The organism is Kitasatospora sp. NPDC092286, from assembly GCF_044755565.1.
Classification (GTDB): domain Bacteria; phylum Actinomycetota; class Actinomycetes; order Streptomycetales; family Streptomycetaceae; genus Kitasatospora.
Window position 1 is genome coordinate 1 of record NZ_JBIVRD010000058.1, and the last position, 19,534, is coordinate 19,534.

A 19,534-nucleotide genomic window follows, 5' to 3' on the forward strand; every position below is an offset into this window, starting at 1 on the left:
GGTGGAGGAGCCGGAGGAGACGGTGTCCAGGCCGGCCATGCAGTGCATGAGGGTGGACTTGCCGGAGCCGGAGGGGCCCATGATGGCGGTGAACTCGCCCTGCGGGAAGGTGACGCTGACGTTGTCGAGGGCGACGACGCGGGTCTCCCCCTCCCCGTAGACCTTGTTCAGACCGGTGGCGCGGGCGGCCGCCCGGCCGGTACGGACGGCGGTTGCGGTCGACGTGGTCACGGGGGTGCTCCTTGGGGTCGCGGGATGCGGGGGGAGGTGCCGGGGCGCCGGGAGGCAGCCGGCCGGCCGGGCCCCGGGGGGTTCCGGCCGTACCTCCATGCTCCGCTGCGTGATCATGGTTTCTCGTCGCTCCGCCGGACGGTTGGCCTGACCACCGCTGGGCGTACTCCCTGGTAAGGCCCTCATCCTTCGGTATGACACGGACCCTGACCGGGGACCGGTGGCCGGATCGCACGCCCTGGGTGGCCAAATCACGAACTGTTCGTCAGATGGCAAGGAAACATGACAACTTCCCTGGCTGGGAACATGCGAAAGAGGGAGGCGGGAGACTAGGCTCAGGGGTGGCCTGCACGGGGGTGGAGCACCACCTCCGGCCGGGCTCGGGCAGGTCCGCAGGCCCGGATGGTGGAACGCAGACACGGGCAGCTTAAAACTGCTTGGCCGCGAGGCCGTGCCGGTTCGAGTCCGGCTCCGGGCACCACTCGACGTCGCGGGGGCGCCTTCCGGCGCCCCCGCCGGGCGTCCTCCGGCGGATCATCCTCGCGGCGTATCCCGATTTCTTTGCCAAGCCATTACCCTGGTGGTCGGGCGGCGCTGTGCCGCCACGGAGGGAATGAGCAATGAGAAGCAGCAACCCGGTCTTCTCGCGGGAGGGGTCCTTCACCCGCGAGCCCGGCTACGCGGGTTTCGGCACCACCACGCAGGCCCCGCCGGCCGGGAGCCCGTACGCCGCAGACCCCCACAACCAGAGCAATCCGTACGGCAACAACCCGTACGCCCAGCAGTCGCAGGGGCAGGGGCCGCTGACCGACGAGCAGCTGGTCGAGATGTACCGGGCGCCGTCGGCCGGTCCGCTGGCGACGGGTCGGATGACGCTCGACGACGTGGTCGCGCGTACCGCCATGACGCTGCTCACCCTGGTCGCCGCCGGTGCGGTGGCCTGGTTCGCGCTGCCGGGCGAGAACTACGGCTACGCGGTGGGCGCCGGCCTGGTGGCCTTCGTGGTCGGCATGGTCGTCTCCTTCAAGCGGAGCGTCAGCCCGCCGCTGATCCTGCTCTACGCGGGTCTGGAGGGCTTTGCCCTCGGTGCCGTGACCAAGGTGTTCAACACCCTCTGGCCGGGCATCGCGATCCAGGCGGTGCTGGGCACCGCGGCGGTCTTCGCGGCGATGCTGATCGCCTACAAGACCGGCCGGATCCGGGTCACGCCCCGCTACACGCGGATCGGCATCGCGATCGCCATGGGCTTCGTGCTGCTGATGGTGATCAACATGGTCGCGTCGATGTTCGGCGCGGAGATGGGTCTGCGCTCCGGCCCGCTGGGCATCGTGGTCGGCCTGGTCGGCATCGGCCTGGGCGCCTTCTTCCTCTCGCTGGACTTCGCCGCCATCGAGGAGGCCATCGCCCAGGGCGCTCCGCAGAAGGAGTCCTGGCGGGCCGCCTTCGGGCTCACCCTCTCGCTGGTCTGGATCTACGTCGAGATGCTGCGGCTGATCGCGATCCTGCGCGGCGACGACTGATCCCCGCCGCACCCGCGCACTGCCGCCGGGCCCGGAGCCTCCCGCTCCGGGCCCGGCGGCTTTCGTTAGGCTCGCGGTATGCCCGAAGCAGCCTCTCTCACCGAAGTCGTCGACTCCCTGGCGGATCGTTTCCGCTCGATGCCGCAGAGCCGGCTGCTGGGCGCGGTGCCCGGCCACGACTCGCGGGCGGCCGCCGGACTGGCGCTGGCCCGGCGGCTGGCGGCGGTGGCGCTGGCGGCGGAGGGCGGGCCGGCGCGGGAGTTCCCGGACGCCGGGGCGTTCGCCGTCGGGGACCAGCTGGCGGTGGCCGGGCACGATCTGGCGGCCGCGCTGGCCGCCCTGCCCGAGGGTGCCGGGGTGCCGCTCCCGGCACCGGCGGCCGGGCCTGCCCCCGTCCCGGTGGTGCTGGCCGAGACCCTGGCCGCGGTGGCGGCGACGGCGGCGCTCTGCGCCTGAGGCGTACGGCCCGGGCGGTACCGGACCCGGGCGGACCCGGACAGGCCGAAGGCCGGCCGGGTCGGTAACCCCATGACCCGGCCGGCCTTCTGGTGTGCGGTCAGATGCTCGCGACCACCCGGTCGGCGAGCACGTACACGGCGTCCTCGTCGGTGGAGAAGGTCAGCGAGTACGAGCCGGAGAACCGCGAACCGCCGAGCAGCCGGACGTCCTCGCCCGCCCGGACCGCGTCGATCAGCCGGTAGGCCGCCTCCCGGTCGCCGGGGGCGACGCAGAGCGTGGTGCCGTCGGCGAAGGCGTACACGTCCAGCGTGCCGAGCGGGCCGGGGCGGACGTCCACCAGTGCGACGCCCTCCTCGGCGAGCGTGGTCAGTCGGGTGTCGGTCCACTCGCGGGACGGCGCCTGGCTGGGGACGAAGTCGGGGTGCGAGGGGTGGCGGCGGGGGTCGGGCATGGTCACCGGCGCGTCCTCGACGGCGGGTTCGGCGTCCAGCAGCCCGGCCTCCAGACCGGTGGCCAGCAGGTCGGCCTCCCGGCGGGCCCGGGCGTCGCCGCCGGCCTCGCCGGACGGCGCACCGGCCGGGTGGCCCGGGCGCAGCGGAGCACCGCCCTCGGTGTCGGGGCCGGCGGCGACCGGTCCGACGACGCCCTCGTTGATCAGGTCCTCCAGCGCGGAGCGCAACGCCTCGCCGAACTCCGGGTCCATGGTGCCCGAGTGGTCGGCGGCGTCCTGCGGGCCGGTGGGGCGGGGAAAGAAGAGCGGCCACTCGTCGGTGCCGCCGAGCACGCCGGCGAAGGGGGAGTCGAACAATGGCGCGTCCTCGGCCGCGCGGGCCTCCTGCTCGGCCCAGAACGCCCGGGCCTCGGTGATCTCCCGCTCGCGGTCGGCGGCGAGCGCCTCGGCGACGGCCCGGCGTATCGCGGCCTCGTCGACCGGCGCGGGTACGGCCGTGGCCTGCGCGTCCAACCGGCGGGAGAGCCCTCGGAGACGGAGCAGCACGACGGTCGACACGGCGATCAGGATCAGCAGCAGGATGGTGTAGACGGCGCTCACGGAACGTACTCCTAGCGAGGAGCGGAACGGGGTTACCTCTCCACACTGCCGCATGCGGGGCCGTTACCGCAGGGGCGAATGTCCAATTTGTCCACGACCTTCGCCTTTGTCCTCAAATTGTTAGGTAACACCGTTCTACGCTGCGGAGTTGATCCGCTCCGCACTGTCGATTTCCGGGCCCAAAACGACAGAATCGAGGGCCGGATCGACCTCTGAATGTGATCCGGCCCTCAATTACTCTGCGTCACTCCAAATGGGTGGTCTGGACCCTTGGGGGTTGACGGCGGAGGGTCAGCCGAGCCGCTCGACGACCATCGCCATGCCCTGGCCGCCGCCCACGCACATGGTCTCCAGGCCGAACTGCTTGTCGTGCCACTGCAGGGAGTTGATCAGCGTCGTGGTGATCCGGGCGCCGGTCATGCCGAAGGGGTGGCCCACCGCGATCGCGCCGCCGTTGACGTTCAGTCGGTTCAGGTCGATGCCCAGATCCCGGTAGGACGGGATGACCTGGGCCGCGAAGGCCTCGTTGATCTCGACCAGGTCGATGTCACCGATGGTCAGCCCGGCGCGCCTGAGCGCCTGTCGGGACGCCTCGACCGGGCCGTAGCCCATGATCTCCGGGGAGAGGGCGCTGACGCCGGTGGAGACCACCCGGGCGAGCGGGGTGATGCCCAGTTCGCGGGCCTTGGTGTCGGACATGACGACCAGCGCGGCGGCGCCGTCGTTCAGCGGGCAGCAGTTACCGGCGGTCACGGTGCCGTCCGGCCGGAAGACCGGCTTCAGGCCCGAGACGCCCTCCAGCGTGACGCCCGCGCGGGGGCCGTCGTCCGCGCTGACCACGGTGCCGTCCGGCAGCGTGACCGGGGTGATCTCGCGCTCCCAGAAGCCGGCCTTGACGGCGGCCTCGGCGAGGTTCTGCGAGCGGACGCCGAACTCGTCCTGCTCGGCCCGGGTGATGCCCTTGAGCGCGGCCAGGTTCTCGGCGGTCTGGCCCATCGCGATGTAGGCGTCCGGCAGCAGGCCGTCCGCGCGCGGGTCGTGCCACTCGCCGCCGCCCTCCTCGGCGCGCCTGGCGGTGCGGGCCCGGGCCTCGTCGAAGAGCGGGTTCATGGTGCCCGGCATGCCGTCCGAGGTGCCGTGGACGCTGCGCGAGACGGTCTCCACGCCGGCCGAGACGAAGATGTCGCCCTCGCCGGCCCTGATCGCGTGCAGCGCCATCCTGGTGGTCTGCAGCGAGGACGAGCAGTAGCGGGTGACGGTCGTGCCGGGCAGGTAGTCCATGCCCATCTGCACGGCCACGATCCGGGCCAGGTTGTGGCCCTGCTCGCCGCCGGGCAGGCCGCAGCCGAGCATCAGGTCGTCGATCTCGCGCGGGTCGAGCTGGGGGACCTTGGCCAGTGCGGCGCCGATGACGTGCGCGGTCAGGTCGTCCGGGCGGACGTCCTTGAGCGAGCCCTTGAAAGCCCGGCCGATCGGCGAACGGGCGGCGCTGACGATGACGGCTTCGGGCATGGCGGGCTCCTCGCTGAGTGACCTTCGGGCTGCGGCCGCCCGGGCGGCGGCCCGGCGGGTGGCCGGGACGGTCCGGGTGGACGTCCGGGAGGAAAGTTACCGTCTGGTAGTTCAGGCGTCACCAGCCCCGGCGTGTGAGCTGGCCGACGTGTTCCCGGTGTCCGGCCCGGGCCCGCCCCGCGGCTCCTCGGCGGCCCACGGGCCGGGCAGGCCGACCCGTAGCCGCTGCCGCAGCAGCGCCCAGCGCCGGGCCGCGCCCTCGGCGCCGACGGCCGCCACCTCGGAACCGGCCCGGCCCGCCGCGGCCGCCGCGGCCACCGCCACCGGCAGCACCGTCGCGCCCGGGAGCGTCCCGGCCGGCCGCTCCTCCTCGGGCCAGAGGCCGAGCGCGGCGCAGACCGAGGGCAGCACGGCCATCGAGGCCGTCGCGTAGCCCTGGGCCGACGGGTGGTAGCGGTCGGCGGCGAACATCTCCGGCCGGGCCGCGAACTCCGGCCCGAGCAGCGAGCCCAGCGAGACCGTCCGGCCGCCCGCCCCCACCACCGCGATGGTCTGCGCGGCGGCCAGCTGCCGGCTCAGCCGGCGGGCCACCCAGCGCAGCGGAGGGCGGACCGGCTTGATCGTGCCGAGGTCGGGGCAGGTGCCGACGACCACCTCGCACCCGTTGGCCCGCAGTGCCGCGACCGCCTCGCCGAGCTGGCGCACCGAGGCCTGGGCCGGGCTGTGCCGGGTGACGTCATTGGCGCCGACCATGATCACCGCGATGTCGGGGCGGTGCGGCAGGGCCTGCTCCAGCTGGCCGGAGAGATCGGCCGAGCGCCCGCCCGGGCGGGCCACGTTGACCAGCCGGACCGGCCGCTCCGCCACCGAGGCGAGGCCCGCCGCGAGCAGCGCCCCCGGGGTCTCGCGGGCGCGCAGCACACCGAGCCCGGCGGCGGTGGAGTCACCGAGGAAGGCGAGCACCAGCGGTGGCCGCGGCCCGGCGGCGGCGTCCGCGAAGGCCTCGCCGTACACGCCGTCGGCCTTGGGCGGGTTCGTGTCCAGGACGCCGATGGCCTGGACGGCCAGCTTGCTCTCGGTCAGCAGCACCCCCACCAGCCCCACGCCCAGCAGGCCGAGCCCGCCTCCGCCGTACGCCGCCGCGGTGGCGATCCGCCGGGCCACCCGGGCCCGCGACTCCTGTGCCCCTGGCATCCGGTGCCCCCTTCGCGTCCTCGTGCCGCCCCCGACGGGGCCACTCCAGCGCCTGTACACCTCTTCTACCCGCCGCCGGCCGCGCGCTATCGGCCGGCGGCGTCCATCCGGGGCCGGCCGGCGGCCACGCGCTGCGGGCGGACGTGGTGATTCCGGGGCCCTACGCTTTGGGTACCGAATGCACTCGCATGCCCACAGACCGGGAGGACCCCCGTGCGGTACCACAACTCGATCATCGACCTGGTCGGCAACACGCCACTGGTCAAGCTGAACAAGGTCACCGAGGGCATCAGCGCGACAGTGCTGGCGAAGGTCGAGTACTTCAACCCCGGCGGCTCGGTGAAGGACCGCATCGCGATGCGCATGATCGAGGCCGCCGAGGCCTCGGGCGCGCTGAAGCCGGGTGGCACGATCGTGGAGCCGACCTCCGGCAACACGGGCGTCGGGCTGGCGATCGTGGCCCAGCAGAAGGGCTACAAGTGCATCTTCGTCTGCCCGGACAAGGTGTCCACCGACAAGATCAACACGCTGCGCGCGTACGGTGCCGAGGTGGTGGTCTGTCCGACCGCCGTCGCGCCCGAGCATCCGGACTCCTACTACAACGTCTCCGACCGGCTGGTCCGTGAGACGCCCAACGCCTGGAAGCCGGACCAGTACTCCAACCCGGACAACCCGGCCTCGCACTACCACTCCACCGGTCCGGAGCTGTGGGAGCAGACCGAGGGGCGGATCACCCACTTCGTGGCGGGCGTCGGCACCGGCGGCACCATCTCCGGCACCGGCAACTACCTGAAGGAGGTCTCCGGCGGCAAGGTCAAGGTGATCGGCGCCGACCCGGAGGGCTCGGTCTACTCGGGCGGCACCGGCCGGCCGTACCTGGTCGAGGGCGTCGGTGAGGACTTCTGGCCGACCGCCTACGACCGCAGCGTCGCGGACGGGATCGTCGCCGTCTCCGACAAGGACTCCTTCCAGATGACCCGCCGCCTGGCCAAGGAGGAGGGCCTGCTGGTCGGCGGCTCCTGCGGGATGGCCGTGGTCGCCGCGCTGGAGGTGGCCAAGGAGCTCGGCCCGGACGACGTCGTCGTGGTGCTGCTGCCGGACGGCGGCCGCGGCTACCTGTCCAAGATCTTCAACGACGACTGGATGGCCGACTACGGCTTCCTGCCGTCGTCCACCGACGAGGCGCACATCAGCGAGGTGCTGGCCCGCAAGAACGCCATCGAGCACGAGGGCATCCCGCAGTTCGTCCACATGCACCCCAACGAGACGGTCGCCGAGGCGGTGCGGGTGCTGCGCGAGTACGGCGTCTCGCAGATGCCGGTGGTCTCCCCGGGCGCCGGGCACCCCGACATCATGGCCGGCGAGGTGATCGGCTCAGTGGTGGAGAAGCTGCTGCTGGAGGGCGTCTTCGCGAACGAGATCACGCTGACCGACACCCTGGACAAGGTGATGTCCAAGCCGCTGCCGGTGGTCGGCTCGGGCGAGACCGTCACCAACCTGATGACGGTGCTGGAGAAGGCCGACGCGGCGGTGGTGCTGGTGGAGGGCAAGCCGCAGGGCATCGTCACCCGCCAGGACCTGCTGGGCTTCCTCACCGGCCGCGCCGCGCACTGACGCGCGGTCACCCCGGGGACTGGGCCGGTCGGCTGAAGATTCGTCCACGGCCCACGTGGTACACCGGCGTCACCTGCCCGCAGCACGTGGTTAACAAGGGTCGGGCATGGTGGTGTCAACGGCAAGACGCCGCACGAGGCGACGGCAACCGTCCGGGAGCGGCTCCCCGGCGACCGCGGTCGGCTCCGGACACGTCGGTCGGCCCTGACCCGGCCGGCTGTGTCCTTGGCCCTCCTTGCCCGGCATCGGGCAGGAGGGGCCCACTCCTCGCCCGGCATCGGGCAAGGAGGGGCCACCGTGGGAGACGCCGTCGTCCCGCCCCTGTCCGGCTTCGGCCGGTGGACAGGGTGCGGCGGCTCCCGCGGCATCCACCGCGCCGTCCGGCGCGTCTCCGCGGCTCCCGGGTGGGGGAGCCCAGACGGAGGCGGCAGGGCCGGTCCCTCTCCGGAGGGGCCGGCCCTTCCCGTACCCTCGCACGCATGACCAGCACTGAAACGACCGGCCAGGACGCACCGCGCTACGTCCGGCTCAGCATCGAGCTCATCGCCGAGATCACCGACGAGCAGGCGCTCAAGAACGCCGCCCTGAAGCAGGTGGCGGACGACGAGTACCTCGACGACGAGGAGCGCGCCCAGTCCGTCGAGGCCATCGACGTGGACCCGTCGGGTTCGCTCGCCCACTTCATCGACCCGGTCGCCCTCCTCGGCGACGTCCCGGGCGTGGAGCTCGCCTCGGCGACCTGGGAGTCCGCGCAGACCGAGTTCGACCCCGAGGGGGACGGCTGGGACGAGTACACGGTGGACGAGTCCGGCGAGTCCGCCGAGTCCGCCGAGTAGTCGTCACGACGTGTGACCGCCCGGTCTGCTCACCGCAGACCGGGCGTTTTGCCCATATTTGGCGGGAAATTGAGTCGTCTCATACGATCGCTACCCGTCGGTGGTGGAACCGTGAAGGGGCGGATTGCGTTTCTGTATCCGTAATGCCCGGGATGATCAGCAGGGAGAAGACGACGTGACGGCACGGGATGCGCAGGGCCGGGCAGGCGGCGGAAACTGGAGTCGGCGCGGCGTGCTGGCGGGCCTGATCGGAGCGCCGGTCCTGCTGCTGGCGGCCTGCAACGACAGCAAGAGCACCGGGAACGCCACCACCGGCGGGAACGCCGCAGGCGGGAGCACCCCGGCCGCGGACGGCACCGGCGGCACCGGCGGCACCGGCGGTACCGGCGGTACCGGCGGCACCGGCGGCACCGGCACCACCGAAAGCCCGGCCACCAGCGCGAGCGCCAGCACCCCGCCGAAGACCTCGGCGGCCGTCATCACCGTCACCCCCGCCGACGGCGCCACCGGGGCCAGCTTCAGCGAGCCGGTCAAGGTCACCGTCGCCGACGGCACCCTCGGCTCGGTCACGGTCACCGACTCCACCGGCAAGGCGCTGGCCGGCCAGCTCTCCTCCGACGGCACCAGCTGGACCTCCGCCGCGGCCCCGGCCAGCGGCACCAAGTACACCGTCGCCGCCACCGCCACCGACAAGGACAAGCGCGAGGCGAACGCCAACGCCGCCTTCACCACGGCGACCCCGGCCAACACCTTCGTCGGCTACTTCACCCCCGAGGACGGCTCCGTCGTCGGCGTCGGCATGCCGGTGTCGATCAACTTCAGCAAGCCGGTCACCGACCGCAAGACCGTCCAGCAGGCGATCACCGTCATAGCCGAGCCGGGCGTCGAGATCGTCGGGCACTGGTTCTCCAGCACCCGCCTCGACTTCCGGCCGCAGGACTACTGGGCCAAGGGCACCAAGGTCACCGTCAAGCTCCGGCTCAAGGACGTCCAGGGCGCCAAGGGCGTCTACGGCACCCAGTCCAAGGACGTCCGCTTCACCATCGGCCGGGCGCAGACCAGCGTCGCCGACCTCGCCACCAAGAAGCTCACCGTCACCACCGACGGCCAGGTCAGCGCCGTCTACGCGATCTCCGGCGGCGCGCCCGAGTTCCGCACCTGGGGCGGCAAGATGGTCATCTCCGAGCAGTTCCAGCAGACCCGGATGAACTCGCAGACCGTCGGCCTCGGCAGCGAGTACGACATCGCCGACGTGCCGCACGCCCAGCGGCTGACCACCTCGGGCACCTTCATCCACGGCAACTACTGGTCCCCGTCGACGATCTTCGGCGGCCAGAACACCAGCCACGGCTGCGTCGGCCTGCGGGACGCCCAGGGCGGCCAGGACGCCGCCAAGGACGGCTACAAGTTCTACAAGAGCTCGATGATCGGTGACGTGGTCGAGGTCGTGAACTCCGGCGACAAGACCGTCGAGCCGTCCAACGGCCTCAACGGCTGGAACCTGGGCTGGGCCGCCTGGAAGGCCGGCAGCGCGATCTGACCGCGCTCCGGGCGGACGGCGAACGCCACGGCCGAAACCCGCCGGACTCCGGGCGGCCGGGGCGCCAGGGTGGAGGCATGACCACAACCACCACACCCGCCCTGGCCGTCCGCCCGATCGACCCGGCCGTCCTCGCGGCGCTGCGGGAGCGCGACGACGCGGGCCGCCCGCCGGTGCCGGCCGGGAACGAGGACGGCGGCGCCCCGCTGCGCTGCTGCCTGACCCGGGCCAGGCCCGGCGAGGCGATCCTGCTGACCGGCTACGCGCCGCTGCGCCGCTGGGCCGCCGAGACCGGTGCCGACCCGGGCCCGTACGACGAGACCGGTCCGGTCTTCGTGCACGCCGGACCGTGCCCCGGGGCCGGGGAAGCCTGGCCGGCCGCCTTCCACGGCGGCGAGCGGGTGCTGCGCGCCTACGACCGGCGTGGGCACATCCTGCGCGGTGTGCCGGTCACCCCGGACACCGCCGAGGCCGCCGCCACCGAGCTGCTGGCCGACCCGGAGGTGGCCGTGGTGCACGTCCGGGCACTGCACTTCGGCTGCTTCCTGCACGAGGTCCGGAGGGCCTGAACCGGCCGGTGGATCAGCGCTCGGCGTAGTCGGCGACGCCCTGCCGGTCGATGAAGACGCAGGGCTCGTCGCCGACCACCCGGGCGTCGTGCCCGGCCGGGCAGACCATGACGTCACCCGGGCCGCCCGGTCAGCCCCCGGTGCGGGCGACGCCGATCGGGCAGCTCGCGCCGGTGCCGCCGAGGCCGCAGTAGCCGTTCGGGTTCTTGGCGTCGGACAGGTACTGCTGGTGGTACGGCTCGGCCGGGTAGAACGGGCCGGCCGGAGCGATCTCGGTGGTGACGGGGCCGAGGCCGATCGCGGTCAGCGCCGGCTGGAAGGCGTCCCGGGTGGCGGTCGCGGCTTCCTGCTGGGCCGGGGAGTGGGTGTAGACGGCGGACCGGTACTGGGTGCCCACGTCGTTGCCCTGGCGGTTGCCCTGCGTCGGGTCGTGCGACTCCCAGAAGGTCTTCAGCAGCCGCTCGTACGAGATCACCGCCGGGTCGTAGACCACCCGGACCGCCTCGGTGTGCCCGGTCAGCCCGCTGCACACCTCCTCGTACGTCGGGTTGGGGGTGTACCCGCCCTGGTAGCCGACCAGCGTCGTCCAGACGCCGGGCAGGCGCCAGAACGTCCGCTCGGCGCCCCAGAAGCAGCCGAGCCCGAAGTCGGCCACCTCCAGCCCGTCCGGGTACGGCCCGGTGAGCGGGTGCCCGAGCACGGTGTGCGGCTCGCGCAGGGCGAAGGACGGCTCCGGCCGGCCGGGCAGCGCCTGGTCGGGAGGGACGAGCGAGGTCTTGTGACGGTTGAACAGCACGGCCTGCTCCAACTGGTCGGCAAGGATGGCAGACAGTCCAACGCCGACGGCCGCCACCGGATTCCGGAGGCGGCCGCGAGCGGGTGGGGCAGGGGGTCAGGCGGAGGCCCCGGCGGCCTTCGTCGAGGCCTTGACGGCGTCGATCCGGGTGTCGACGAAGTGCTGCCTGGGGTCGTCGTACCAGGCGGCCCACGGCTGGGGGATGAACCGGCCCAGCGCGCGGTACTGCTCCATCGCCTCGGTGGCCCGGCCGGCGCGGGTCAGCGCGAAGGCGAGCCAGCCCCGGGCGTACAGGATCCGGTGGTGGCCGGGATCGGCGGCGGCCAGGTCGGCGAGCGCGGCGTCGAGCGCGGCGCCCACCTCGGGCCGCTGCCAGGCGGTGCGCTTCTCGTCGTCCCGGGCGAACTGCTCGTAGTACGCCTCCAGCCTCATCGGTGCCAGCAGGCTGCCGGCCGGCGCCGCGGCGACGGCCCCGTCGATGAACCCGTGCATCAGCTCGTGGCTGCCCCGCCACTTGGCGCACCAGTACTGCAGGGCCCGGTTGTGGGCCGCCCAGTGGTACGGGTCGCGCTTGACGATCTCGGACCACAGTGCCCCGAACCGGTCGTGGTCCCAGCCGAGGCCCATCGCGATGGAGAGCTGGGTCGCCCAGGGGTTCGGGTCGTCGGGGGCCAGCGCGGCCGCCTCGGCGGAAGCCTCCTCGGCCTCCCGCAGCACCCGGTGGAATCCCGCGAACTGCTCGGCGGACACCTGCCGGGCGGCCGAGCCGGTGCGGATGTTCCAGGCCAGCAGGACCAGCGCGTCGGCGTGCAGCAGTGCGGCGGTCGGGTCCTCGGGCCGTTCCTCGCGCCAGGCCCGCAGCCAGGTGTCGTCCTCGGCGGCCAGCTGCGACAGCGGGCGCATCCGCCGCACCCGGGCGTCGGCGTTCGCGCCGCCGGCCAGGTACGCGGCGGCCGGCCGCCAGTCGCCCGACTCGGCGGCCCGGAGCGCGGCCAGCTCCTCGGGGCCCGGCTCGCCCTCCACGACCAGCTCGCTGCCCAGCAGCAGGCCGTGCTCGGCCGGGGTGATGGTGTTGCCGGCGCGCTCCTCCTCGGCGAGCCGCCCCTCGTGGCGGGCGATGGCGGCCCTGGCCCGCTCCAGCTGGGCCAGCTTGCGCTTGGCGAGCCGGGTCATGACCACGGGGAACAGCAGGGCCAGTCCGACGAAGGCCAGGACGATGATGCCGATCACAGATGTTCTTCCGGATAGCGGGGAAAGGACGGCGGAACGGTCAGGCCGAGGCGGGCTCGGCCGCGCCGGCGAGCAGGGCACGCAGCGGCGCGGTGTCCGGCCGGTCGGCGCAGGCGGAGTCGAGGGCCCGGTCGAGGGCGTCGGCCATGCCCTCGGGCAGGCGCAGCTCGGCCGAGCGCGACCAGGAGAACTCCCAGGAGGCCAGGCCGCTTTCGACGAGGGCCACCACGAAGGCGTGGCCGAGCTCCTCGCGCAGCACGGGGCGGGCGAACTCGCGGGCGGCCCGGCCGGTGGCGGCGGCCGCCTGCTCGCTCTTCGGCAGCAGGTCGGTGAACTCCCACGCCCGGCCGCCGTCGACGGCGTCGAGCAGGCCGTGGACCGTGGGCGGCAGGCCCAGCCCGGTCAGCGCCCGGCAGGCCGGACCGGCCGCCTCACGGGCGTGCGCCAGCATGGCCGTCCGTACCAGCTCCGGCCATTCCACCCGCTGCTTGCCGGCGGCCTCCGGGACCAGGCTGACGACCTCCAGCTCGACGAGGACGCGCTCGGCGTCGTGCAGCAGGGCGAAGGCGGGCCCGGTCGCACCGGCGCCGCGGCCGTCGTCGGGCAGTGCCTCGACGGCGGCGACCCGGCGGTCGATCGGCGGGTGCGAGTCGTACGGGTCGGGCTCGTGCTCGGGCAGGCCGAGGGCGAGATCGGCCAGCTCCTGGCGACGCTTCGGGTCGCTCAGCAGGTGGGCGAGGCCGCCGTAGAACTGGCCGGGCGGCGGGAGCAGACCGGCGCCCCAGCCGAGGGTGGCGTAGCCGTTGAGGTAGAAGCCCTGGGCGGCGTCCAGCACCGGGACCTTGCGCAGCGCGGAGGCGGTGGCCTCGCGGCCGGCCAGCCGGGCGGCCACCAGGTCGGCGGCGTACTCCTGACGGCGGCTGACCGACTCGGAGACCCGGAAGTACAGCTTCGCGTACAGGGTGAAGAGCTTGGCCAGCACCCGGTCGACGCCGCCGGTGGCCTTCTCCTCGGACGGCTTGCGGCCCTTGGCGATCCGCTTCTCGGCCTTGGCCTGGAGCTTGGCGGCCTCCTCGGCCTTGTGCGCGTCGGCGCTCTGGTGCAGGTCTCCGACGGCGCGCAGGATCGCGGTACGGCCGGCCACGGTGATACCGGCCAGCCGGACGTCCTGGTTGCTGTAGTGGCCGAACTCGTGGGCCAGGACGGCCTCCAGCTCGCCCTCGGTGAGGCCCATCAACAGCGGGGTGCCGATCACCAGATGGCGCTTGCCGGGCAGCAGGCCGAGCAGCCTGGTCTCCTCCAGCACACCCGCGTTGACGTCAGGGACGAGCCGGATCTCGGCCGGGCCGCGGACGCCGGTCCGCTCGGCGACGCGGTCCACCACGGCCCAGATCGCGGGCTGCTGTTCGCGGTCGGCGGGCACCCCGGGCAGCTCTCCGCCGTCCTCGCGACTACGGGTCAGGAAGACCGCCCGGACCACGGGGTAGGCGACGAGGGCGGTGAGCGCCCAGATCTTGAGCACGCCCGGGTTCACGTGGCCGGCGGCCTGGTACAGGCCGATGTCGAGAACGATCAGGCCCACGACGATGCCGAGGGCGAGCAGGTAGAAGCCGGCGAGCATCACCACGGCGGTCAGGGCTCTGGTGGACGTGCTCATGCCGGTGGGATGCTGGGGCGCGCCCATGCGGTGGTCCTCCCCCGAAGGGTGCCGCAGGGTGCGGCGCTGGTGAACATGTGTACGGTGCGTGCAGATCGTAGCGGCCGGGTGTGACGAGCTGCACCGGGCTTTCGCTCTGACCGGGCTTCGACGCATTTGCGCACTACCCTCAGTGCTATGACCGAGCACCAGCTTCCCCAGGGCTTCGAGACTCTCGCCATCCACGCGGGTCAGGAAGCAGACCCCCAGACCGGGGCCGTCGTCACGCCGATCTACCAGGTGTCCACCTACAAGCAGGACGGGGTGGGCGGCCTGCGGGGCGGTTACGAGTACAGCCGCAGCGCCAACCCCACCCGTACCGCGCTGGAGGAGTGCCTCGCGGCGCTGGAGGGCGGCGCGCGCGGGCTCGCCTTCGCCTCCGGCCTGGCCGCCGAGGACACCCTGCTGCGCACCGTCCTCAAGCCGGGCGACCACATCGTGATCCCCAACGACGCCTACGGCGGCACCTTCCGGCTCTTCGCCAAGGTGCTGACCCGCTGGGGCGTCGAGTTCTCCGTCGCCAACACCCAGGACCTGGCGACCGTCCGCGAGGCGCTGCGCCCCAACACCCGCGCGGTCTGGGTGGAGACCCCGTCCAACCCGCTGCTGGGCATCACCGACCTGGCCGCGCTCGCCGAGATCGCGCACGGCGCCGGCGCGCTGCTGGTGGTCGACAACACCTTCGCCAGCCCGTACCTGCAGCAGCCGATCTCGCTCGGCGCGGACGCGGTCGTGCACTCCACCACCAAGTACATGGGCGGCCACTCGGACGTGGTCGGCGGTGCGCTGGTGCTGGCCGACGCGGGCCTCGGCGAGGAGGTCGCGTACCACCAGAACGCGATGGGCGCGGTCGCCGGGCCGTTCGACGCGTGGCTGGTGCTGCGCGGCATCAAGACCCTCGGCGTGCGGATGGACCGGCACAGCTCCAACGCGGAGAAGGTCGCCGAGCTGCTGGCCGGCCACCCCGAGGTCAGCCAGGTGCTCTACCCGGGCCTGCCCGAGCACCCCGGCCACGACATCGCCGCCAAGCAGATGAAGGCGTTCGGCGGCATGGTCTCCTTCCGCGTCAAGGGCGGCGAGGAGGCGGCGGTCGAGGTCTGCAACCGCGCGGAGCTGTTCACCCTCGGTGAGTCGCTGGGCGGCGTCGAGTCGCTGATCGAGCACCCGGGCCGGATGACGCACGCCTCGGTGGCCGGTTCGGCCCTGGAGGTGCCCGCCGACCTGGTCCGCGTCTCGGTCGGCATCGAGTCGATCGACGACCTGCTGGCGGACCTCCGGCAGGCGCTGGGTTAGTCCTGCCGCCCTGGCCGGTCCGCGGTGTACGACTCCATCGCGTGGTTGAAGCGGGCCAGCAGGGCGCAGAACGCGCGTTGTTCCTCGGGTGGCCAGCCGGCCACCAGGCGGCGGGTCAACTCGGCCCGTCCGTCCTGCACTTCGGCCAGCCGGCGGGCGCCGAGCGGGGTCAGTGCGAGCCGTACGGCACGGCGGTCGGCCGGGTCCTGGACCCGGCCGACCAGGCCGGCCGCCACCAGCGGGGCGACCTGCCGGGTGACCGTGGAGGAGTCGACGCCCAGGGCGTCGGCCAGCGCCTTCACGTTGGCGGGCCCGTGCCGCTCCAGGCGGTCGAGCAGGAGATAGGCGGCGCGGTCCAGCGCGCCGACGCCGTCGGAGGTCCGGACCTGTTCCATCCGGCGGGCGAACACCGCCAGATGGTACTGGAGTTGGGCGTGCACGGGGTCGGTGCGGTCGGTGGCCTGGGGCGAGGTCGTCGTCATCGCGGCTCACGATCGTCGTGCGGTGAGAGAGGCTCAGAGGCAGCAGCGTACGCGGGCCGGGCGGGCCCGGGAACAGGCCCGGCGTCCCCGGCCGGCCGCCGCGGCGGCCGTAGGCTGGCGTTATGCAGAGCTGGCCGATCACCCTCGACGACGTCCGCGGTGCCCAGAAGATGCTCGTCGGGGTCGCCCGGGTGACGCCGATGGAGGGCAGCCGGCACCTCTCGGCGCTGATCGGCTCGCCGGTCCACCTGAAGTGCGAGAACCTCCAGCGCACCGGCTCGTTCAAGCTGCGCGGGGCGTATGTGCGGATCGCGGGACTCTCGCCGGTGCAGCGGGCCGGAGGGGTGGTCGCGGCGAGCGCCGGGAACCACGCGCAGGGGGTGGCGCTGGCGGCCTCGCTGCTCGGGGTCCGGTCGACCGTCTTCATGCCGGTGGCCGCGCCGCTGCCCAAGGTCGCGGCGACCCGCGAGTACGGCGCCGAGGTCCGGCTGCACGGCGCCACGGTGGACGAGGCGCTGCAGGCCGCGCAGCGCTACGCGGAAGCGACCGGCGCGGTGTTCATCCACCCCTTCGACCACTGGGACGTGGTCACCGGCCAGGCCACCGTCGGGCTGGAGATCCTGGAACAGTGCCCCGAGGTGCGCACCATCCTGGTCGGGGTGGGCGGCGGCGGGCTGCTGGCCGGGATCGCGGCGGCGGTCAAGCCGCTCCGCCCGGACGTGCGGGTGATCGGGGTGCAGGCGGCGGGCGCGGCCGCGTACCCGCCCTCGCTGGCGGCGGGGCGGCCGGTGTCGCTGGAGCACATCGCCACCATGGCGGACGGGATCATGGTCGGCCGGCCCGGGGACATCCCGTTCGAGGTGGTCAACACCCTGGCGGACGGCGTCCGGACGGTCTCCGAGGACTCGCTCTCGCGGGCCCTGCTGCTGAGCCTGGAGCGGCTGAAGCTGGTGGTCGAGCCGGCCGGGGCCAGCCCGGTCGCGGCGCTGCTGGAGCAGCCGGACTCGTTCGAGGGGCCGGTGGTGGCGGTGCTCTCCGGCGGCAACATCGACCCGCAGCTGATGCAGCGGGTGCTGCGGCACGGCCTGGCGGCGGCCGGCCGCTATCTGTCGCTCCGGGTGCGGCTGGCGGACCGGCCGGGCTCGCTGGCGAACCTGCTGGCGGTGCTGACCGAGGTGGACGCGAACGTGCTGGACGTGGCACATGTGCGGATCGACCCGCGGCTGGGGCTGACCGAGGTCGAGGTGGACCTGCACCTGGAGACCAAGGGGCCGGAGCACTGCGCCCTGGTGATCGGCGAGCTGCGGGACGCCGGGTACGTGGTCTCGCAGTAGGGCCGGCCGGGCGGGATCCGGAGGGAACTCAGGGCGGAGCCGTCTCCCTTGACGCGATATATCGCGAGCTGCCAGACTCGCGATACATCGTGTTTTGGGGCCCGGCGGACCGAGGGCGCCGAAACCGAGTCGCCCCCATGCCCGAACACGGGCAGAGTGGGGCAGATCACTCACCATCGTCCGAATGTCGTTCGAGGAGATGAGACAGGCCCATGGCGCCAGCCATCCAAGCCGAGAATCTGGTCAAGACCTTCGGTGACGTACGAGCCCTGGACGGCGTCAGCCTCGACGTCCCCGAGGGCACGGTGCTCGGGCTGCTCGGCCCGAACGGCGCCGGCAAGACCACCACCGTGCGCGTCCTCACCACCCTGCTCCGCCCCGACTCCGGCCGCGCGGTGGTGGCCGGCGTCGACGTGCTCAAGCACCCCAACCAGGTCCGCAGCCTGATCGGCCTCTCCGGCCAGTACGCGGCGGTGGACGAGTACCTCACCGGCTTCGAGAACCTCCAGATGGTCGGCGAGCTCTACCAGATGAGCGCCCGCGACGCGAAGGCGCGGGCGCTGGAGCTGCTGGAGTGGTTCAACCTCACCGAGGCCAGGAACCGCACCGCCAAAACCTACTCCGGCGGTATGCGCCGCCGGCTCGACCTCGCCGCCGCCCTGGTCGTGCGGCCGCCGGTGATGTTCCTGGACGAGCCGACCACCGGCCTCGACCCGCGCAACCGGCTCGCCCTCTGGGAGGTCATCGAGACCCTGGTCGAGCAGGGCACCACGCTGCTGCTCACCACCCAGTATCTGGAGGAGGCGGACCGCCTCGCCCACGACATCGCCGTGGTCGACCACGGCCGGGTGATCGCCCGGGGCAGCGCCGACCAGCTCAAGGCGCAGATCGGCGGCGAGCGGATCGAGGTCGTGGTGCACCGCGCCGAACTGGTCGGCGACGCGGTCGCCGCGCTGGCCGGGTACGCCAAGGGCGAGCCGGTGCTGGAGAAGAACACCCGGAAGATCACCGTCCCGGTCAGCGGCGGCGCCCGGGTGCTCGCGGACGCGATCCGCGAGCTGGACGCCCGGTCGATCGAGATCGACGACATCGGCCTGCGCCGTCCGACCCTGGACGACGTCTTCCTCTCGCTCACCGGCCACGCCGCCGCGGCCGAGGGCGAGGAGAACGGCGTCGAGGGCGGGGAAAGGAGCCGGGGCCGGGGCGGCCGCGGCAGGGGCACGGCGGGCGGCGGGGACGGCCCCGGCCCCGGCCCGGACAAGCAGGCCGTCGCGGCCGGTAAGGAGCTGTGAGATGACGACCGCCACCGAGCACGCCATCGGCGGAGCGGTACCCCGGCAGCGCCGGGGCGCGGCCGCGATCCTGCACGACTCCTGGGTGGTCGCCCGGCGGAACCTGCGCCGGATGACCCGGATACCCGAAATCGTGGTGTTCGGGCTGATGCAGCCCGTGATGTTCGTGCTGCTGTTCTCGTACGTCATGGGCGGGGCGATCCAGATCCCCGGGACGCAGGCCAGCTCGTCCACGTACATCCAGTTCCTGATGGCGGGCATCTTCGCCCAGACCGTGACCTTCGCGACGGCCGGCGCCTCCGCCGGTATCGCCGAGGACATGACCAAGGGCCTGGTGGACCGGTTCCGCTCGCTGCCGATGGCCCGTTCGGCGGTGCTGGTCGGCCGTACCCTGGCGGACCTCTGCCAGACCGCGTTCACGCTGGTCGTCCTGGCGATGGTGGCGCTGCTGGTCGGCTGGCGGACCGACGAGGGCGTACTGAAGGCGCTGGGCGCGTTCGGGCTGCTGCTCCTGCTCGGCTACGCCTTCTCCTGGATCGGCGCGCTGATCGGCCTCTCGGTGCGCAGCCCCGAGGCGGCCACCTCGGCCGGGCTGATCTGGCTGTTCCCGCTGACCTTCATCTCCAACGCCTTCGTGCCGATCGGCAGCATGCCGGGCTGGCTGCAGGGGATCGCCTACTGGAACCCGTTCAGCGCCACCGTGCAGGCCTGCCGCGACCTGTTCGGCAACCAGGTCGGCCCGGTGGACAGCGCCTGGCCGATGCAGCACGCGACGCTGGTGTCGGTGCTCTGGTCGCTGGTGATCACCGCGGTGTTCTCCTGGCTGTCGGTGCGCAAGTACCGTTCGGCCAGCGCCTGAACCCCGCCGGAGCAGCCGCGAGGGCG

At 73.0% G+C, this 19,534-nt stretch carries 18 protein-coding genes and 1 tRNA gene; 11 read left to right on the forward strand and 8 right to left on the reverse strand.

From position 1 onward, the window contains the following. Window positions 1-231, reverse strand: a 231-nt coding sequence (locus ACIQIB_RS36290; RefSeq protein ID WP_400763299.1) for an ATP-binding cassette domain-containing protein, incomplete at its 3' end; no start/stop codon positions are given. A gap of 396 nt (window positions 232-627) precedes the next feature. Between ACIQIB_RS36290 and ACIQIB_RS36295 the strand changes: the two genes are divergently transcribed. The 3 genes from ACIQIB_RS36295 to ACIQIB_RS36305 all read left to right on the forward strand — a co-directional run bounded on the left by ACIQIB_RS36295 (window position 628) and on the right by ACIQIB_RS36305 (window position 2,207). Continuing rightward, window positions 628-712: transfer RNA gene (locus ACIQIB_RS36295), tRNA-Leu, on the forward strand. Window positions 713-851: 139 nt separating this feature from the next. After that, complete coding sequence (locus ACIQIB_RS36300) at window positions 852-1,751, forward strand: Bax inhibitor-1/YccA family protein (protein WP_363607390.1); 900 nt, start codon at window positions 852-854, stop codon at window positions 1,749-1,751. Window positions 1,752-1,829: 78 nt separating this feature from the next. Beyond that, window positions 1,830-2,207 (forward strand): hypothetical protein, encoded by a 378-nt coding sequence (locus ACIQIB_RS36305; RefSeq protein WP_363607391.1) that lies wholly within the window; start codon window positions 1,830-1,832, stop codon window positions 2,205-2,207. A 100-nt stretch (window positions 2,208-2,307) separates the two neighbouring features. On the opposite strand, the gene ACIQIB_RS36310 is transcribed toward ACIQIB_RS36305, so the two are convergent. The 3 genes from ACIQIB_RS36310 to ACIQIB_RS36320 form a co-directional block, all read right to left on the reverse strand. Then, window positions 2,308-3,261, reverse strand: coding sequence for a hypothetical protein (locus ACIQIB_RS36310; protein WP_400763301.1), 954 nt, complete (start codon window positions 3,259-3,261; stop codon window positions 2,308-2,310). A gap of 291 nt (window positions 3,262-3,552) precedes the next feature. Then, entirely contained in the window at window positions 3,553-4,773 is a 1,221-nt protein-coding gene (locus ACIQIB_RS36315; protein WP_400763303.1) for an acetyl-CoA C-acetyltransferase, read from the reverse strand. Between the two features lie 111 nt (window positions 4,774-4,884). Beyond that, on the reverse strand, window positions 4,885-5,967 hold the full coding sequence (locus ACIQIB_RS36320; RefSeq protein WP_400659199.1) for an SGNH/GDSL hydrolase family protein: 1,083 nt from the start codon (window positions 5,965-5,967) through the stop codon (window positions 4,885-4,887). A gap of 213 nt (window positions 5,968-6,180) precedes the next feature. On the opposite strand from ACIQIB_RS36320, the gene ACIQIB_RS36325 reads away from it, so the two are divergent. The 4 genes from ACIQIB_RS36325 to ACIQIB_RS36340 all read left to right on the forward strand — a co-directional run bounded on the left by ACIQIB_RS36325 (window position 6,181) and on the right by ACIQIB_RS36340 (window position 10,526). After that, on the forward strand, window positions 6,181-7,581 hold the full coding sequence (locus ACIQIB_RS36325) for a cystathionine beta-synthase (protein WP_363607395.1): 1,401 nt from the start codon (window positions 6,181-6,183) through the stop codon (window positions 7,579-7,581). Window positions 7,582-8,060: 479 nt separating this feature from the next. Then, the gene (locus ACIQIB_RS36330) at window positions 8,061-8,417 is read left to right on the forward strand and encodes a hypothetical protein (protein WP_400763305.1); all 357 of its coding nucleotides are present in this window, start codon (window positions 8,061-8,063) and stop codon (window positions 8,415-8,417) included. Between the two features lie 175 nt (window positions 8,418-8,592). After that, window positions 8,593-9,957: an Ig-like domain-containing protein gene (locus ACIQIB_RS36335; RefSeq protein WP_400763307.1), complete on the forward strand. Its 1,365-nt coding sequence runs from the start codon at window positions 8,593-8,595 to the stop codon at window positions 9,955-9,957. Between the two features lie 77 nt (window positions 9,958-10,034). Then, window positions 10,035-10,526 (forward strand): DUF1203 domain-containing protein, encoded by a 492-nt coding sequence (locus ACIQIB_RS36340; protein ID WP_400763309.1) that lies wholly within the window; start codon window positions 10,035-10,037, stop codon window positions 10,524-10,526. A 130-nt stretch (window positions 10,527-10,656) separates the two neighbouring features. Here ACIQIB_RS36340 and msrA read toward each other — a convergent pair whose 3' ends face one another. The 3 genes from msrA to ACIQIB_RS36355 form a co-directional block, all read right to left on the reverse strand. Continuing rightward, complete coding sequence (msrA, locus tag ACIQIB_RS36345) at window positions 10,657-11,322, reverse strand: peptide-methionine (S)-S-oxide reductase MsrA (RefSeq protein WP_363607399.1); 666 nt, start codon at window positions 11,320-11,322, stop codon at window positions 10,657-10,659. A gap of 96 nt (window positions 11,323-11,418) precedes the next feature. Then, on the reverse strand, window positions 11,419-12,552 hold the full coding sequence (locus ACIQIB_RS36350) for a hypothetical protein (RefSeq protein ID WP_400763311.1): 1,134 nt from the start codon (window positions 12,550-12,552) through the stop codon (window positions 11,419-11,421). Between the two features lie 40 nt (window positions 12,553-12,592). Next, entirely contained in the window at window positions 12,593-14,209 is a 1,617-nt protein-coding gene (locus tag ACIQIB_RS36355; RefSeq protein WP_400659189.1) for a M48 family metalloprotease, read from the reverse strand. A 177-nt stretch (window positions 14,210-14,386) separates the two neighbouring features. Between ACIQIB_RS36355 and ACIQIB_RS36360 the strand changes: the two genes are divergently transcribed. After that, window positions 14,387-15,541 (forward strand): cystathionine gamma-synthase, encoded by a 1,155-nt coding sequence (locus ACIQIB_RS36360; protein ID WP_400659187.1) that lies wholly within the window; start codon window positions 14,387-14,389, stop codon window positions 15,539-15,541. Here ACIQIB_RS36360 and ACIQIB_RS36365 read toward each other — a convergent pair. Then, window positions 15,538-16,023, reverse strand: coding sequence for a MarR family transcriptional regulator (locus tag ACIQIB_RS36365; protein ID WP_363607403.1), 486 nt, complete (start codon window positions 16,021-16,023; stop codon window positions 15,538-15,540). The two genes, ACIQIB_RS36360 and ACIQIB_RS36365, sit on opposite strands and share 4 nt — an antisense overlap. Before the next feature lie 122 nt (window positions 16,024-16,145). Here ACIQIB_RS36365 and ilvA point away from each other — a divergent pair, with 122 nt between their 5' ends. From ilvA to ACIQIB_RS36380, 3 genes are all read left to right on the forward strand, one after another. Next, entirely contained in the window at window positions 16,146-17,357 is a 1,212-nt protein-coding gene (gene ilvA / locus ACIQIB_RS36370; RefSeq protein WP_363607404.1) for a threonine ammonia-lyase, read from the forward strand. 212 nt (window positions 17,358-17,569) lie between these two features. After that, window positions 17,570-18,649, forward strand: coding sequence for an ATP-binding cassette domain-containing protein (locus ACIQIB_RS36375; RefSeq protein ID WP_400763313.1), 1,080 nt, complete (start codon window positions 17,570-17,572; stop codon window positions 18,647-18,649). A gap of 1 nt (window position 18,650) precedes the next feature. Then, on the forward strand, window positions 18,651-19,508 hold the full coding sequence (locus ACIQIB_RS36380) for an ABC transporter permease (protein ID WP_363607406.1): 858 nt from the start codon (window positions 18,651-18,653) through the stop codon (window positions 19,506-19,508). Window positions 19,509-19,534: the final 26 nt, after the last annotated feature.